The following is a 16,381-nucleotide window of genomic DNA, read 5'->3' as shown; positions in this document are numbered from 1 at the left end:
TGACCAGGAGCACCGCGGGCTCGCCCGGCACGGCGTCGGCCGCCGCAGGCTCCACCTCGTGAGAATCCCTATCCCGTGCTGTGACGCGGCTGACACAATGGGCGGGTCCGCGCATCCCGCGGACGACGCCTACGGACGAGGAGCACCATGACCGACCAGCTGACCCCGGGCGACGTCGCCCCCGACTTCTCCCTCCCCAACGCCGAGGGCGGCACGACGTCGCTGGCGGACCTCGCCGGCGGCAGGACCGTCCTCTACTTCTACCCCGCCGCCTTCACCCCCGGCTGCACCACCGAGGCCTGCGACTTCCGCGACAACCTCGCCTCCCTGACCGCCGCGGGGTACACGGTGCTGGGCATCTCGGGCGACTCCGTGGAGCGGCTCGCCGAGTTCGCGCAGGAGTACCGGCTCACCTACGGGCTGCTCTCGGACGAGGGCTCGGCCGTGGCCCAGCGCTTCGGGGCCTGGGGCGAGAAGACCGTGGGCGGCGAGACCCGCACCGGCGTGCTCCGCTCCACCTTCGTGATCGACGAGGACGGCCGCATCGCCCAGGCCGGCTACTACGTGAGCGCGGACGGCCACGTCGCCCAGCTGCGTCGGGACCTCGGCGTCGACGCCTGAGCCCGACGACGCCCCGCCGCCCGCGCGGGGTCGGTCCCGCCCCGTCCGCCGCACTGATGGCGGACGGGGTGGTGTCGATGTGGCGACCAGACGGTCACGGGCCCACGGGGCGTGCGGGGCGGAGGGGAAGCGTGCCAGAACCGGTGGAGTGGTCGGTTCCGCCGAAGGCACGGAGGGCCAACGGGCCGGAGTTAGGACCGCCCGTTTCCGATGGGCGGAATGACGTGAAATTTCCACGACAGGGTGCCGTGAACTAGCGATTTTCGGAGCTTTGCTTCCGGGGATCCCAGCGTCCATAGGGACGCATCTCCCGATACTTCGGCTGAAGATGCACCAATCGGAATATTCCATCCGGTTTGGCACCGAGCGGAGTAACCGCGGGGTCGGGGCGATCCTCGAGATCCTCGGAACTATAGCTCCGAAAATCCCTAGCCGCTGACAGGGTATGGTCGCCGCAAGCCGCAAGCCGCAAGCCGCAAGCCGCAAGCCGCAAGCCGCAAGCCGCAAGCGACGCACACGATAAGGCCCCCGGATGGACTCCATCCGGGGGCCTTCTGGTGGGCACATCATCGGCCCCTCCGCTCGCTGCGGCCTTAGACCGGTACCGCCTCGGTTCGAAAGCGCCTCAATTCAAGAAGCGTTTCCACTCGAAACCGCCTTGGCTCAAGACCGCCTTGGCTCACATCCGCTTCAGCTCGCGCCCGGTTCGGCGCGCTCCGGTTCGGCGCTACCGGCTCAGCGTCAGCGGCATGTGGCGGTTGACGTCCTTGTAGAGCAGGTAGCGGAACTTGCCGGGACCGCCCGCGTAGCAGGCCTGGGGGCAGAAGGCGCGCAGCCACATGAAGTCGCCGGCCTCGACCTCGACCCAGTCCTGGTTGAGCCGGTACACGGCCTTGCCCTCCAGGACGTAGAGGCCGTGCTCCATCACATGGGTCTCGGCGAAGGGGATGACGCCGCCGGGCTCGAAGGTCACGACCGTGACGTGCATGTCGTGGCGCAGGTCCGTCGGATCGACGAAGCGGGTCGTGGACCACGCGCCGTCGCAGTCGGGCATCGGCGTGGGCGCGATGTCGTTCTCGTTGGCGATGACGGGCTCGGGCTCGTCGATCCCGGGCGCGGGCTGGTAGGCCTTGCGGATCCAGTGGAAGTTCGCGAGCTCGCCGGTCTCGTTGCGCAGCTTCCAGGTCGAGGACGGCGGGATGAAGGCGTAGCCGCCCTCGGTCAGCACGTGCTCCTCGTCGTCGATCGTCACCGTGACCGAGCCGCTGGTCACGAAGAGGACCGCCTCGGTGCCGGCCTCGGTCTCGGGGTCGTCGCTGCCGCCGCCCGGGCCGACCTCGACGACGTACTGCGAGAAGGTCTCCGCGAAGCCGCTCAGCGGGCGGGCGATGACCCACAGGCGGGTCGACTCCCAGCCCGGCAGGAGGCTCGTGACGATGTCGCTGAAGACGCCCTTGGGGATGACCGCGTAGGACTCGGTGAACATCGCCCGGTCGGTGGTGATCTGGGTCTGCGGGGGCAGGCCGCCCTTGCTGTTGTAGTAAGCCATGGTTCAACGTCCTTGGTGAATTGACGAGCCGCCCCGTACCGGATCGACGGGGCGGCGAGGTAGTGGTGGGCGACGGCCGGCGGGTCCGCCGGCCGTCGCCGAGGGTCAGCCCCGGCGCCGGGCGTGCCCGGCCGGTCCCCGGTGGGGAGCGAGCCGGCGTCGTCGCCGAGGGGCCGGGTCTCCGAGTGGGGCCGGGCGATCGCCGCGACCGTCGCGGGGTCCAGCCCGCAGGACTCGGCGACCTCCGCCTCGGAGAGCGCGCCGCACGCGTAGCCGCGCTGGATGAACCGGGCGAGGGCCCGCGCCGTCGCCGGCTCGTCCAGGATCGCGCCCTCGGTGCCGTACACGTAGTTGCGCAGGCGCAGGGCCGCGGCGTCGAACCCGCTGCGGTAGAACGCGTAGGTCGCGATGTAGCGGGTCGGCAGCTGGGCCCAGTGCAGGTCCCAGCCCTGGTAGTAGCCGCGCTCCAGGCTCCGGCCGATCAGCCGCGCGTGCAGCCGCCAGGCCGCGTGCACGTCCTCGTCCGGGCCCAGGGGCAGGATGTTGGTCGAGCCGTCCGAGAGGGTCACCCCCGTGCCGGCCACCGCCACCTGCATCACCGCCTTGGCGAAGTCGGCGCCCGGGTGCTCCATGGACTGGTACTGGGCCGCGATCTGCAGCGAGGCGCTGTAGTCGTAGGTCCCGTAGTGCAGGGCCGTGATCCGGCGGTCGGCGCGGTGCAGCATCGACGCGACGGGCACGGTGCCCTCGGCGCCCAGGATCAGCTGGGGCGTCTCGACCTGCACCTCGAACCGCAGGCGGCCCGGCTCCAGGCCGTGCGCGCGCTCGAGGCGCTCGCACACGGTGACCATCGCCTCGACCTGCTCCACCGTGCTGACCTTGGGCAGCGTGATGATCAGGCCCTCGGTGAGCCCGCCCTCGGCGATCAGCGTGCCCAGGAACAGGTCCAGGGAGCGCAGGCCGCGGCGTCGGGTGTCCTCCTCGAGGCACTTGAACCGCAGGCCCGCGAATGGCGTCGCGGTGCCCTCGGCGATCTCGCGGGCCAGGCGGCGCGCGGACTCCACGGCCAGGCGGTCCTCGACGTCGTCGGGCTGGGCGCCCAGGCCGTCCTCGAAGTCGATGCGCAGGTCCTCGATGGGCTCCGCGCGCAGCTTCGCCTCGACCAGCGGGGCGATCCGCTCGGCGAGCGCGTCCTCGATCCCGACGACGCGGCACACCTCCCGCATCCCGCCGTGCCGCTCGGCCAGCTCCAGGGCCTGGCGGCCCCAGTCGGCGGCGAGGCCGTCCTCGTAGCGGTCGGCCCGCACGTAGACGGTGTGCACCGGCTGGCGGTTCCCCGCCTCGCCCGGATAGCTGCCCGCCAGGGCCTCGTCGGTCACGGCGAGGCGGGAGTCCAGCTCCTCGTAGAGCGCTCCGTCGAGGGCGACGGGCGCGTCGGTCGTCCCGGTCTCAGCGGCCATTCGCGACCACCCACTCGTAGGCCGGGGTCGTCAGGAAGTCGGCGTAGTCGTCCGAGAGCGCGAGGTCGGCCACGATGCCGGCGGCCGGCTCGTAGAACCGCTCGTAGAGGTCGTCGCCGACCTCCCCGCGCAGCTTCTGCTTCTGCGTCTCGAGGGCCTCGGTCACCAGCTCGCGGGTCGCGGTGTTGCCGGTGTCCGTGTACACGACGCCGTTCTGGATCTGCTGCCAGATCTGCGAGCGCGAGATCTCCGCGGTCGCCGCGTCCTCCATCAGGTTGTGGATCGCGACGGCGCCGTTGCCCGAGAGCCAGACGGCAGTGTAGGCGATGGCCACGTACAGGTTGGCGTGGAGCTCGGCCTCGGTGCGCTGGTCGCCGGCGGAGGGGACGTCGATCAGCTGCTCGGCGGTCACCTCGACCTCCTCGCGCAGGCGGTCCACCTGGTTCGGCTTCTCGCCCAGGACGCCGTCGAAGACCTCCTTGCACACGGGCACGAGGTCCGGGTGGGCCACCCAGGAGCCGTCGAAGCCGTCGTTGGCCTCGCGGGTCTTGTCGTTGCGCACCTTCTCGAAGGCCGCCTTGTTGACCTCCTCGTCCTTGCGGGACGGGATGAGCGCCGCCATGCCGCCCATCGCGTGCGCGCCGCGGCGGTGGCAGGTCTTGACCAGCAGCTCGGTGTAGGCCCGCATGAGCGGCGCCGTCATGGTCACCGCGGAGCGGTCGGCCAGGACGAAGCGGTCGCCCGAGTCGCGGAAGTACTTGATGATGCTGAACAGGTAGTCCCAGCGCCCGGCGTTGAGGCCGGCCGCGTACTCGCGCAGCTCGTAGAGGAACTCCTCCATCTGGAAGGCCGCGGGGATGGTCTCGATGAGCATCGTGGCGCGGATGGTGCCGCGCTCGATCCCCAGCGACTCCTCGGCCGCGGCGAACACCTCGGCCCACAGGCGGGGCTCGAGGTAGCTCTCCATCTTCGGGAGGTAGTAGTACGGGCCCTCGCCGTTGTCGATCAGCTGCTGCGCGACGTGGAAGAAGTGCAGGCCGAAGTCGACCAGGGCGCCCACCGCGGGCGTCCCGTCGATCAGCAGGTGCTCCTCGTCCATGTGCCAGCCGCGGGGGCGGGCGACGACGGTCGCGAGCGGCGCGTCGGTGCGCAGCGCGTAGCTCTTGCCCTCGGGGGAGGTGAAGGACAGGGTGCCGCGCGCGGCGTCGCGCAGGTTCAGCACCGAGTCGATCACGTTGCCCCAGGTCGGGCAGCTAGCGTCCTCGAGGTCGGCGAGCCAGACCTTGGCGCCGGAGTTCAGCGCGTTGATGGCCATCTTGGCCGGGGTGGCGGGGCCGGTCATCTCGACGCGGCGGTCCTGCAGGGCCGGGGGCACGGGCGCGACCTTCCAGTCGCCCTCGCGGACCTCGCGGGTCTCGGGGTCGAAGTCGAGGGTGCCCGAGTCGGCCACCCGCCGGCGCTGCTCCGCGCGCTTCTCGAGCAGCTCGGCGCGCCGCGGGGCGAAGCGCCGGTGCAGGTTCTCGACGAAGGCGAGGGCGTCGTCGGTGAGGATCTCCCCGGCGCGCTCGACGGGGTTTCGGTCGGTGATCTCGATCGTCATGCGAGTCTCCTCGGTAGTGGGTACGGGTGGTCTAAGCGTGGCGCTGCGCGGTGGCCTCCACGGCCTCCGCCACGCGGTGCGCGACCTCGGGGTTGAACACGCTCGGGACGATGTAGCTGGGGTTCAGCTCGTCCTCGCTGACGCTCTCCGCGATGGCGCGGGCGGCGGCGACCAGCATCGCGTCGGTGATGTCCTTGGCGCCGGCGTCCAGCAGGCCGCGGAACAGGCCCGGGAAGGCCAGGACGTTGTTGATCTGGTTCGGGAAGTCGCTGCGCCCGGTCGCGACGACGGCGGCGTGCTTGGCGGCCACCGAGGGCAGGATCTCCGGGTTGGGGTTGGCCATCGCGAAAACGATCGCGCCGTCGTTCATCGCCGCGACGTCGTCCTCGTCCAGCAGGTTGGGGGCGCTGACGCCGATGAAGACGTCGGACCCGCGCACGGCCTCCTTGAGCGAGCCGGAGAAGCCCGAGGGGTTGGTGTTCTGGGCGATCCACTCGCGGTGGGCGTCGTCGTAGTGCTCGCCGCGGTGCAGTGCGCCGTTGCGGGCGCAGGCGACGATGTCCCGCGCGCCCTGGGCCTGGAGCAGGTTGATGATCGCGTGGCCGGCGGCGCCGACGCCCGAGAGCACGATCCGCACGTCCTCGATCTTCTTGCCCACGACCTTGAGGGCGTTGAGCAGCGCGGCCAGGGCCACGATCGCGGTGCCGTGCTGGTCGTCGTGGAAGACGGGGATGTCCAGCTCGTCCCGCAGGCGCTGCTCGATCTCGAAGCAGCGCGGCGCGGCGATGTCCTCGAGGTTCACGCCGCCGTAGACCGGCGCCAGCGCCTTGACGATGCTGATGATCTCCTCGGTGTCCTGGGTGTCCAGGCAGACGGGCCAGGCGTCGACGCCGGCGAACTGCTTGAACAGGGCGGCCTTGCCCTCCATGACGGGCAGCGCGGCGGCGGGGCCGATGTTGCCCAGGCCCAGCACGGCCGAGCCGTCGGTCACCACGGCCACGGTGTTGCGCTTGACGGTCAGGCGGCGGGCGTCCTCGGGGTTCTCGGCGATCGCCATGCAGACGCGCGCGACGCCGGGGGTGTAGGCGCGCGAGAGATCGTCGCGGTTGCGCAGCGGCACCTTGGGCTCGACGGAGAGCTTGCCGCCCAGGTGCATGAGGAAGGTGCGGTCGCTGCGCTTGTGCACGTGAGCGCCCTCGACGCCCTCGATGCTCTCGGCCACGCGCTTCGCGTGGGCCTCGTCGGCGGTGTTGCAGCTGAGGTCCACGACCATGCTGTCGTGGGTCGACTCGACGACGTCGAGCGCGGTGAGATCGGCGCCGGCCTCGCCGACGGCGGTGGTCAGGGCACGGGTGGCCCCGCCGGTGGACGGGCACTCGATGCGCAGGGTGATGGCGTATCCCGGGCTGGTCGCGACGGCGGGAGCGGTCTCACCGGTCTGCTGATCGGTCGTGGTCATGGCGTACCTCCTGGAGCAACGCGTTGAATAATGAGGGAGGCGAGCCGTGTGACTCATGCCTCGTTTCCACAATACGGATATTATATTCTGACCAATGAAAATTCAAGGGGCGCGGCGCGACGGTCGCCGGCCCGCGGAGGAGGGCTCATGGAGCGAGTGGCCGTGGTGACGGGGGCAGGCAGCGGGATCGGGCGTGCGGTGGCGCGCGCGCTGCTCGAGGCGGGGTGGCGGGTCGCGCTGGCCGGCCGCCGCCCGGAGCCCCTCGAGGAGGCGGCGGCGGGGCACGACGCCGCGCTGACGCTCCCCACCGACGTCGCCGACGCCGACCAGGTCGAGGCGCTGTTCGACGCCGTCGTGCGCCGCTGGGGGAGGGTCGACCTGCTGGTCAACAACGCCGGTGCCTTCGGCCCCACGGTCCCGCCCGACGAGCTGGATCCCGCGGCGTGGCGAGCGGTCGTCGACGTCAACCTCACCGGCGCCATGCTGTGCTCCCGCGCCGCCTTCGCCCGGATGCGGGCGCAGGAGCCCCGCGGCGGGCGCATCATCAACAACGGGTCGATCTCGGCGCACAGCCCGCGCCCCTACAGTGCCGCCTACACCGCGACCAAGCATGCCATGACCGGCCTGACCAAGAGCCTGTCCCTCGACGGGCGCGAGGCGGGGATCAGCGTGGGGCAGATCGACATCGGCAACACCGCTACGGAGATCATGGAGGAGCTCGGCACCGCCACCGGGGCCCGGCAGGCGGACGGCAGCATGCGCGTGGAGCCGACCTTTCCGGTGGAGGAGGCCGCGCGCGCCATCCTGTTCATGGCCTCGCTCCCCCCGAGCTGCACCGTGGACTCGATGGTCCTCACCGCGACCGGAATGCCCTTCCTGGGGCGCGGCTGAGCTTGGCGCCGCGCTGCGAGTGACCCGCCCCGCGCGTTGAACCGCCCCGCGCCTCGAACCGAACCGCGCGTCGAATCGACCCGCGCCGAGAGTCGACCCGCGCCGCGAGCCGCCTCGCTCCGGGCGGGACGCTCGCGTCACGGACTTTCCCCGGCCGCGCGGACCCGCTAAATCGTCACCCGGGTGAAATTCTCGAAACAGCGGTGTGACCTGGATGAAATAGCCGGTCGATACGATATTGACAACTAGCCTGTGATGCGGGCTACACTCCTGATTGTGGAACTAAAGTTCCACATTTTGGAAATGATGGCTCAGTCATTCGACCGATCCGCGCCGGCGCCCGAGGCCCCGGTGCGACCGTCCAGGAGGGTTCATGCAGCTCGAGGAGTTCAACGCACTCGACGCCCGGGAGGCCGACGCCGTCGTGCGCCCCTGCGTCGACGTCGACCGGTGGGTCGCGGAGGTCCTCGAGGGGCGCCCCTACGACTCGGTCGACGGGCTCCTCGACGCGGCCGGCCAGGCCGCGAGCCCGTTCACCGGCGAGGAGGTGGAGGGCGCGCTCGCCCACCACCCCCGGATCGGCCAGCGCGCCGAGGGCGGGAGCGCCGAGGCCTCCCTGTCCCGCTCCGAGCAGGCCGGCGTCGGGATCGACGCCGAGGTCACCGAGCGCCTGCGCGCCGGCAACCTCGCCTACGAGGAGCGCTTCGGCCGGGTCTTCCTGATCCGCGCCGCGGGCCGCGACGCCGAGGAGATCCTCGCCGAGCTGACCCGCCGCCTGGAGAACACCGAAGAAGAGGAGACGCCGATCGTCGCGGAGCAGCTGCGACAGATCGCCGTCCTGCGCCTGGAAGGGATCGTCGCGCGATGACCAGCCACATCACCACCCACATTCTCGACACCGCCGCGGGGAAGCCCGCGGAGGGTGTGAGCGTCCGGCTCGAGGCCTTCGGGGCCGAGGGCTGGACGGAAATCGGCAGCGGAATGACGGATGCGGACGGCCGGGTCTCTGACCTTGGCCCCGAAAAGTCCGATGCGGGTGACTACCGTATCGAATTCGCCACGGGTGAGTACTTCGAGCGGGAGGGCGTCGAGACGTTCTTCCCCTTCGTCTCTCTTGCCTTTTCCCTGCGGAATCCTGAGCAGCACTATCACATCCCGCTGCTCATCAGTCCGTTCGCATATTCCACATACCGAGGGAGTTAACCCCCATGGTCACCGAAACCACCCCCGCCTCGTCACGGCCCGTCACGTCGTCCGAGGCACCCTCCGGCAGCAAGATCGTCCTGGGCCAGAACCAGTACGGGAAGGCCGAGGTCCGCGTCGTCCGCGTCAGCAGGGACACGGAGCGCCACTCGATCGAGGATCTCAACGTCTCCTCCCAGCTGCACGGGGACTTCCTCTCCGCGCACACGGAGGGCAACAACGAGCACGTCGTCGCCACCGACACCCAGAAGAACACCATCTACGCGTTCGCCCGCGAGCGCGTCGGCTCCCCGGAGGAGTTCCTGCTCCGGCTGGCCGACCACTTCACCGGCGAGTTCGACTGGGTCTCCGGCGGGCGCTGGGAGGCCGAACAGTACGGCTGGCAGCGCATCGAGGACCACGACCACTCGTTCGTGCGCGACAACCGGGAGGTGCGCACCGCCGTCGTCGTCGCCGACGGGGACCGCCGCACCGTGGTCTCCGGCGTCCAGGACCTCACGGTCCTGAAGACCACGCAGTCCGGCTTCGAGGGCTACCCGAAGGACCGGTACACCACGCTGGCCGAGACGAACGACCGGATCATGTCCACCGACGTCAAGGCCCGCTGGCGCTTCGCCGACGGCGCCGAGGTGGACTACAACGCCGTGTACGACGACGTCACCTCGATCCTGCTGGCCAAGTTCGGGGAGAAGTACTCCTCGGCGCTGCAGCAGACCATGTTCGACATGGGCAAGGCGGTCCTCGAGGCCCACCCCGAGATCGCCGAGATCAAGCTCTCGCTGCCCAACAACCACCACTTCGTCATCGACCTCTCCTTCTGCGGGCTGGACAACCCCAACGTGGTGTTCCACGCGGACGACAGGCCGTACGGATTCATCGAGGCGACCGTCCGCCGCGAGGACTCCGACGACGCCTCCGCGGTCTGGGAACTCATCCCCGGCTTCTGCTGACCCATTCGTTGGCCGGCGGGCGGGTCTGACCCGCTCGCCCGCCCGTCGGCGTCTGCCTTCAGGAGATTCCCATGCACTCTGCCCGCGTCAGGAACAAGAACGTGTCCGCGGCACCCGCTCGCCCCGAGGACGAGCGCCTACCCATCGGAAAGTCATTCGGTTACGGACTGCAACACGTCCTGACCATGTACGGCGGGATCATCGCCCCGCCCATCATCGTCGGCAACGCCGCCGGTGTGTCCCCCGACCAGGTGGCACTGCTCATCGCATGCTGCCTCTTCGTCGGGGGCCTCGCGACCATCCTGCAGACCGTGGGGGTGCCGTTCTTCGGCTCCCAGCTCCCGCTGGTCCAGGGGACGTCGTTCGCGTCCGTGGCCACGCTGGTGGCCATCGTCACGGGCGGGGGCGGCCTGCCGGCCGCCTTCGGGGCCGTGCTGATCGCCTCGGTGATCGGCCTGGTCATCACGCCCTTCTTCGCCATGGTCGTCCGCTTCTTCCCACCCGTGGTGAACGGGGTGGTCATCACCGCCATCGGGCTGTCGCTGCTGCCCGTGGCGGGCAACTGGATCATGGGCAACAACGCCGACTCCCCGGAGTACGGCAGCGTCGCCAACGTCGGCCTGGCCGGGCTGACCCTGCTGATCATCCTGGTCCTGTCCAAGGTCGGCAACGCCGCGATCTCGCGGCTGTCGATCCTGCTGGGCCTGGTGATCGGCACGGTCATCGCGGCCGTGATCGGCATGGCCGACTTCTCGAAGGTCGGCGACGGCGCGGTGGTGGCCTTCCCCGAGCCCTTCGCCTTCGGTCTGCCCACCTTCCCGCTCGCGGGCACCATCTCGATGGTGATCGTCGTGCTGGTGATCATGACCGAGACGACCGCGGACATCCTGGCCGTGGGCGAGATCGCCCGCACCAAGGTGAACGCGCGCCGGGTGGCCAACGGTCTCCGGGCCGACATGCTGGCCTCCACGATCGCGCCGGTGTTCAACGGCTTCACGCAGAGCGCCTTCGCGCAGAACGTGGGGCTGGTGGCCATCACCGGGGTCCGGAGCCGGTTCGTCGTGACGGCCGGCGGCGTGATCCTGCTGGTGCTCGGGCTGTTCCCGATCATCGGCCGGGTCGTCGCGGCCATCCCGTACCCCGTCCTGGGCGGCGCCGGGATTGTCCTGTTCGGCACGGTCGCCGCGAGCGGCATCCGGACGCTGGCCAAGGTCGAGTACCGGAACAACCTCAACCTCGTGGTCGTGGCCGTCTCGCTGGGCTTCGGGCTGCTCCCGATCGTGACCCCCACGATCTGGAACCAGTTCCCGGAGTGGTTCTACACGATCTTCCACTCGGGCATCAGCTCGGCGGCGATCATGGCGATCCTCCTGAACATCGTGTTCAACGTCCTGAAGCGGGGCAACACGGAGGGGTCGTCGGTGTTCTCCGCGGGACCCGCCCGGATGGTCAGCACCATGGAGCTCACCGCGCTGCGGGAGGGCGACTACATCGAGGGCGGCAAGCTCATGGACAAGGAGGGGCACGAGGTCCCCGTCGCCAGCCCGGAGGCCGTCCGGGAGGCGCTCGAGACGGGGCAGATCAGGCGGGTGCCGCCGCCGGGGGAGGAGCACTAGGCCCCGTGCGGGCTGAGAGGGATGTCTCCCCCCTCCGCGGCACGCCCCGCCGCGGGTCCTCACCGACCCGCGGCGGGGCGTCTCCGCTCGCGGGTCGGCGCGAGGAGTGGAAGCGTCGGTCGGCCCGACTCGAGAGTCCCCCGGGCCCGTCCCAGCTCCGATGCGAGAAGCGCCGGACCCCAGTGGGGTCCGGCGCTTCTCGGGTGCGTCCGGCGGGCCGGGGCGGCTCCGGCAGGCTGGGGCGGCTCCGGCAGGCCGGTGCGGCCCGCCGGCCTCACTGCGGCTGCAGCTCCCGGGAGATGCGCCGCGCGGAGGCCTGCAGGGCGGGCACCGCGCGGTTCGCGAAGTCCTCGCTGACCCGGGTGATCGGTCCGGAGACCGAGATCGCCATGGGCGTGGGGGAGTCGGGGACGGCGACCGCGAAGCAGCGGACGCCGAGGTCCTGCTCGCCGTCGTCGATCGAGTAGCCCCGGCGGCGGATCTCCGCGAGGTCGGCCAGGAGGGAGTCGGTGGTCGCGTGGCTGCGCTCGGTGTGCACCGGCATGCCCGCGCTGGTCACGATCCGCAGGACCTCCTGGTCGGGCAGCTGGGCCAGGATGGCCTTGCCGACGCCGGTGTCGTGCGTGTGGGCGCGGCGGCCCACCTCGGTGAACATGCGCATCGGGTGCGGCGAGGGGCGCTGGGCGACGTAGACGATCATGTCGCCGTCGAGCACCGCCATGTTGGCGGTCTCGCCCAGGTCGTCCACCAGGGCGATGAGCTCGCCGCGCGCGGCGGAGCCGAGCTGGCGCCCGGCGGTCTCCCCGAGCTGGATCAGGCGCGCGCCCAGCGCGTAGCGGCGGGAGGGCAGCTGCCGGACGTACCCGAGGGCCACCATGGTGCGCAGCAGCCGGTGGATCGTCGGCATCGGCAGGCCGGAGGCGGAGGCGAGGTCGCTCAGCGAGATCTCGCCGCCCGCGTTCGAGATCGTCTCGAGCAGCTCGAAGACGCGCTCGACCGACTGCACCCCGGATCCGCCCTTGGTCTTGGTCTCCACAGTCATCAATGGTCCTTTCCGTGTCCGAGCCGCCTCGTACCGGCAGGTAGCTCCGGACGCCTTCAACGATACCGACCCGCGGCCGGTGGGCGAGAACCCGCGGGCGGTGGAATCCACCGGCGCGGGAACTTGATCCCCATCACAACCTCGTCGTACAGTATTCCGTATAGCAACATTGATATTCCATAAAGCGGAAAATCTCAATGGCCGAAGCGGAAGTTTCGCTCTCGGGCCACCACCGTCCATCCAGCGCCCATCCCGGAAGTGAGCACTATGAACGCCTTTCCCGCAGCCCCGTACACGGTCAACGCCTCCATCCTCCTGACCGATCGCCCGATCCTCGAGCGCGCGCAGGCGGTGCGCGACGCCGGATTCGAGGCGGCGGAGTACTGGTGGCCCTTCCAGGAGGCCGTCCCCTCGGACTCCGACGTCGCCGACTTCGAGCGCTCCGTCACCTCGGCCGGCATCTCCCTCACGGGCCTCAACTTCTTCGCCGGCGACATGCCCGGCGGCGACCGCGGCCTGGTCTCCTGGGTCAGCCGCCGCCAGGAGTTCCTGGACAACATCGACGTGACCGTCGGCATCGGCGAGCGCCTGGGCTGCAAGGCCTTCAACGCGCTCTACGGCAACCGCACCGACGACGTCCCCGCCGAGCAGCAGGACGAGGTCGCCCTGGAGAACCTGGCCGCCGCCGCGAAGGCCGCCGCGCGGGTGGACGGCGTCGTCCTCCTCGAGCCGGTCAGCGGCACCGAGGCCTACCCGATCAAGACCGCCGCCCAGGCGCTCGCGGTGATCGAGAAGCTGCAGGCCGAGGGCATCGAGAACGTCAAGCTGCTGGCGGACTTCTACCACCTGGCCGTCAACGGCGACGACGTCGACGCCGTCATCTCCCAGCACGCGGCGAAGTTCGGCCACATCCAGATCGCCGACGCCCCCGGGCGCGGCGAGCCGGGCACCGGCGACCTGCCGCTGGCCCGCTGGATCTCCGAGGCCCAGAGCGGCGGCTACTCGGGCGTCATCGGCCTCGAGTACAAGGCCACCGGCGAGGACCCCTTCGCCTGGCTGCCCGCCGACCAGCGCGCGGCGGTCTCCGTCCGCTAGGCCGGACCCGGCCCGCCCGGGCGGACCCCACCCCGGTCCGCCGAGTCGGGCCCCACCCCGGTCCGCCCGGGCGGACCCCGGTCCGCGAGCCGGACCCCCGATCCGGGACCGGCGGCACGCCGTCGGCCCCGGACCCCCAGCACATCCCCCACGGATCCACGAAGGAAGTCAGAGCAATGAGCAAGATCGCAGTCATCGGATTGGGCATCATGGGCCTCCCCATGGCCAAGAACCTCGTCTCCGCCGGTCACGAGGTCACCGGCTACAACCGCAGCCAGGACAAGGTGGACGCCTTCGTCGAGGCCGGCGGGCAGGGCGCCGGCAGCGTCGCGGAGGCCGTCTCCGGGGCCGAGGTCGTCATCACCATGGTTCCGGACTCCCCGGACGTCGAGGGCGTCGTCTCCGGCGAGGACGGCGTGTTCGCCAACGCTCCCCAGGGCGCTCTGTGGATCGACGCGAGCACCATCCGCCCCGACGTCGCGGCCCGCCTGGCCGAGGCCGCCCGCGAGGCCGGCATCCGCCCGCTGGACGCCCCGGTCTCCGGCGGCGAGCAGGGCGCGATCGACGGTGTCCTGTCCATCATGGTCGGCGGCTCGGCGGAGGACTTCGCCGCGGCCGAGGAGGTCCTGAACGGCGTCGGCAAGACCATCGTGCACGTGGGCCCCTCGGGCTCCGGGCAGACCGTCAAGGCCGCCAACCAGCTCATCGTGGCCTCCAACATCCAGGTCCTCGGCGAGGCCGTGGCCTTCCTCGAGGCCTACGGCGTCGACACCGACGCCGCCCTGAAGGTCCTCGGCGGCGGGCTCGCCGGCTCCAAGGTCCTGGATCAGAAGGGCCAGAAGATGCTCGACCGCAACTTCGACCCCGGCTTCCGCCTCGCCCTGCACCACAAGGACATGGGCATCGTGACCTCCGCCGCCCGCGAGGCCAACGTGGCCATCCCGCTCGGCGCGCTCGTCGCCCAGCTCGTGGCCTCCACCGTCAACCAGGGCGACGGCTCGCTCGACCACTCCGGCCTGTTCAAGCAGGTCCTCAAGCTCTCCGGCCGCGAGGCCGAGGACCAGGCGTAAAGGAAAGACCATGACCAGAATGCGCACCGTCGACGCCATCGCCCTCATCCTCGAGAAGGAGGGCGCGACCGAGGCCTTCGGCCTGCCCGGCGCCGCGATCAACCCGTTCTACTCCGCGATGCGCGCCCACGGCGGGATCCGGCACACGCTGGCCCGCCACGTGGAGGGCGCCTCGCACATGGCCGAGGGGTACACCCGCTCGGCCGCCGGCAACATCGGCATCTGCGTCGGCACCTCCGGCCCCGCCGGCACCGACATGATCACCGGCCTGTACTCGGCCTCCGCGGACTCGATCCCGATCCTGTGCATCACCGGCCAGGCGCCGGTGGCCAAGCTGCACAAGGAGGACTTCCAGGCGATCAACATCGCGGACATCGCCGAGCCGGTGACCAAGATGGCCATGACCATCCTGGAGCCGGGCCAGGTGCCCGGCGCCTTCCAGAAGGCCTTCCACCTCATGCGCTCGGACCGTCCCGGCCCGGTGCTGCTGGACCTGCCCCTGGACGTGCAGCTCGCCGAGATCGAGTTCGACATCGACGCCTACGAGCCCCTGGCCGTCAACCGCCCCGCCGCGACCCGGCTGCAGGCGGAGAAGGCACTGGACCTGATGTTCGCCGCCGAGCGCCCGCTGATCGTGGCCGGCGGCGGCGTCATCAACGCCGACGCCTCCGAGAAGCTGGTCGAGCTGGCCGAGCTGCTCAACGTGCCGGTCATCCCGACGCTGATGGGCTGGGGCGCGATCCCGGACGACCACCCGCTCATGGCGGGCATGGTCGGCCTGCAGACCTCGCACCGCTACGGCAACGCGACCTTCCTCGAGTCGGACTTCGTGATCGGCATCGGCAACCGGTGGGCCAACCGCCACACCGGCGGCCTGGAGAAGTACATGGACGGACGGACCTTCGTCCACGTCGACATCGAGCCGACCCAGATCGGCCGCGTGTTCTCCCCGCACCTGGGGATCGTCTCCGACGCCGGCGCGGCCCTGGAGATCCTGCTCCAGGTCGCCAAGGAGCGCAAGGACGACTTCTCGGTCCCGGACTACGACGTCTGGGCCAAGGACTGCGCGCAGCGCAAGAGCACGATGCAGCGCAAGACCCACTTCGAGGACGTGCCGATCAAGCCGCAGCGCGTCTACCAGGACATGAACGAGGCCTTCGGCCGGGACGTCACCTACGTCTCGACCATCGGCCTGTCGCAGATCGCCGGCGGGCAGTTCCTGCACGTCTACGGCCCCCGCCAGTGGATCAACGCCGGCCAGGCCGGTCCGCTGGGCTGGACCGGACCCGCGGCGCTCGGCGTCGTGCGCGGCAAGCCCGAGCAGCCGGTCGTGGCGCTGTCCGGCGACTACGACTTCCAGTTCATGATCGAGGAGCTCGCCGTCGGCGCGCAGTTCAACCTCCCGTACATCCACGTGGTGGTGAATAACTCCTACCTCGGCCTGATCCGTCAGTCGCAGCGCGGCTTCAAGATGGAGCAGAACGTGTCGCTGGCCTTCGAGAACATCAACTCCCCCGAGACCCAGGGGTACGGTGTGGACCACCTGAAGGTCGTCGAGGGCCTGGGCTGCAAGGCCCTGCGCGTGACCGACCCGTCGAAGCTGCAGGACACGTTCGGCAAGGCCCGCGCCCTCATGGAGGAGCACCAGGTGCCGGTGGTCGTCGAGGTCATCCTCGAGAAGGTCACCAACATCTCGATGGGCACCGAGCTGGACAACGTGACCGAGTTCGAGGCCCTCGCCGAGCGCGGCGAGGACGCCCCGACCGCGATCGCGATGCTCGACTGACAGCCCGCTCCGGCCGCCGCCGGACCAGTGCCCCTCGCC

13 protein-coding genes and 1 pseudogene are annotated in these 16,381 nt (G+C 70.5%); 9 read left to right on the top strand and 5 right to left on the bottom strand.

What is annotated here, in order from left to right; translation table 11 throughout:
- Nucleotides 1–147 precede the first annotated feature (147 nt).
- On the top strand, nucleotides 148–621 hold the full coding sequence (bcp, locus tag NBM05_RS07660; RefSeq protein WP_254166298.1) for a thioredoxin-dependent thiol peroxidase: 474 nt from the start codon (nucleotides 148–150) through the stop codon (nucleotides 619–621).
- Between the two features lie 727 nt (nucleotides 622–1,348).
- On the opposite strand, the gene NBM05_RS07655 is transcribed toward bcp, so the two are convergent.
- The 4 genes and pseudogenes from NBM05_RS07655 to NBM05_RS07640 all read right to left on the bottom strand — a co-directional run bounded on the left by NBM05_RS07655 (nucleotide 1,349) and on the right by NBM05_RS07640 (nucleotide 6,689).
- Nucleotides 1,349–2,170 (bottom strand): bifunctional allantoicase/(S)-ureidoglycine aminohydrolase, encoded by an 822-nt coding sequence (locus tag NBM05_RS07655; protein WP_254166296.1) that lies wholly within the window; start codon nucleotides 2,168–2,170, stop codon nucleotides 1,349–1,351.
- Nucleotides 2,171–2,373: 203 nt separating this feature from the next.
- A pseudogene (locus tag NBM05_RS07650) lies at nucleotides 2,374–3,630 on the bottom strand (DUF6986 family protein); the annotation flags it as partial.
- Nucleotides 3,620–5,230 carry a malate synthase A gene (gene aceB / locus NBM05_RS07645; protein WP_254166294.1) on the bottom strand — a complete coding sequence of 537 codons (1,611 nt, stop codon included), beginning with the start codon at nucleotides 5,228–5,230 and terminating at the stop codon, nucleotides 3,620–3,622. The gene aceB and the pseudogene NBM05_RS07650, both read right to left, overlap by 11 nt.
- A gap of 31 nt (nucleotides 5,231–5,261) precedes the next feature.
- Complete coding sequence (locus NBM05_RS07640) at nucleotides 5,262–6,689, bottom strand: NAD-dependent malic enzyme (RefSeq protein ID WP_254166292.1); 1,428 nt, start codon at nucleotides 6,687–6,689, stop codon at nucleotides 5,262–5,264.
- 147 nt (nucleotides 6,690–6,836) lie between these two features.
- Here NBM05_RS07640 and NBM05_RS07635 point away from each other — a divergent pair, with 147 nt between their 5' ends.
- The 5 genes from NBM05_RS07635 to NBM05_RS07615 all read left to right on the top strand — a co-directional run bounded on the left by NBM05_RS07635 (nucleotide 6,837) and on the right by NBM05_RS07615 (nucleotide 11,349).
- Entirely contained in the window at nucleotides 6,837–7,580 is a 744-nt protein-coding gene (locus NBM05_RS07635; RefSeq protein WP_254166290.1) for an SDR family oxidoreductase, read from the top strand.
- 373 nt (nucleotides 7,581–7,953) lie between these two features.
- Nucleotides 7,954–8,448, top strand: coding sequence for a 2-oxo-4-hydroxy-4-carboxy-5-ureidoimidazoline decarboxylase (uraD, locus tag NBM05_RS07630; protein WP_254166288.1), 495 nt, complete (start codon nucleotides 7,954–7,956; stop codon nucleotides 8,446–8,448).
- Nucleotides 8,445–8,783 carry a hydroxyisourate hydrolase gene (gene uraH / locus NBM05_RS07625; protein ID WP_254166286.1) on the top strand — a complete coding sequence of 113 codons (339 nt, stop codon included), beginning with the start codon at nucleotides 8,445–8,447 and terminating at the stop codon, nucleotides 8,781–8,783. The genes uraD and uraH overlap by 4 nt, the downstream gene beginning before the upstream one ends.
- Before the next feature lie 5 nt (nucleotides 8,784–8,788).
- Nucleotides 8,789–9,733 carry a factor-independent urate hydroxylase gene (gene pucL / locus NBM05_RS07620; RefSeq protein ID WP_254166285.1) on the top strand — a complete coding sequence of 315 codons (945 nt, stop codon included), beginning with the start codon at nucleotides 8,789–8,791 and terminating at the stop codon, nucleotides 9,731–9,733.
- A gap of 71 nt (nucleotides 9,734–9,804) precedes the next feature.
- Nucleotides 9,805–11,349: a nucleobase:cation symporter-2 family protein gene (locus tag NBM05_RS07615; protein ID WP_254166284.1), complete on the top strand. Its 1,545-nt coding sequence runs from the start codon at nucleotides 9,805–9,807 to the stop codon at nucleotides 11,347–11,349.
- A 274-nt stretch (nucleotides 11,350–11,623) separates the two neighbouring features.
- On the opposite strand, the gene NBM05_RS07610 is transcribed toward NBM05_RS07615, so the two are convergent.
- Complete coding sequence (locus NBM05_RS07610) at nucleotides 11,624–12,391, bottom strand: IclR family transcriptional regulator (RefSeq protein ID WP_254166283.1); 768 nt, start codon at nucleotides 12,389–12,391, stop codon at nucleotides 11,624–11,626.
- A gap of 267 nt (nucleotides 12,392–12,658) precedes the next feature.
- Between NBM05_RS07610 and NBM05_RS07605 the strand changes: the two genes are divergently transcribed.
- The 3 genes from NBM05_RS07605 (at nucleotide 12,659) to gcl (ending at nucleotide 16,342) form a co-directional block, all read left to right on the top strand.
- Nucleotides 12,659–13,486: a hydroxypyruvate isomerase family protein gene (locus tag NBM05_RS07605; protein WP_254166350.1), complete on the top strand. Its 828-nt coding sequence runs from the start codon at nucleotides 12,659–12,661 to the stop codon at nucleotides 13,484–13,486.
- A gap of 176 nt (nucleotides 13,487–13,662) precedes the next feature.
- Entirely contained in the window at nucleotides 13,663–14,556 is an 894-nt protein-coding gene (locus tag NBM05_RS07600) for a 2-hydroxy-3-oxopropionate reductase (RefSeq protein WP_254166282.1), read from the top strand.
- A 10-nt stretch (nucleotides 14,557–14,566) separates the two neighbouring features.
- Nucleotides 14,567–16,342 carry a glyoxylate carboligase gene (gene gcl, locus NBM05_RS07595; protein ID WP_254166281.1) on the top strand — a complete coding sequence of 592 codons (1,776 nt, stop codon included), beginning with the start codon at nucleotides 14,567–14,569 and terminating at the stop codon, nucleotides 16,340–16,342.
- Nucleotides 16,343–16,381: the final 39 nt, after the last annotated feature.

Origin of the sequence: Rothia santali, from assembly GCF_024199905.1 — a bacterium.
GTDB lineage: Bacteria > Actinomycetota > Actinomycetes > Actinomycetales > Micrococcaceae > Rothia > Rothia santali.
Note: the sequence above shows the minus strand (reverse complement) of the source record. Positions and strands in the feature narration are given on the sequence as shown.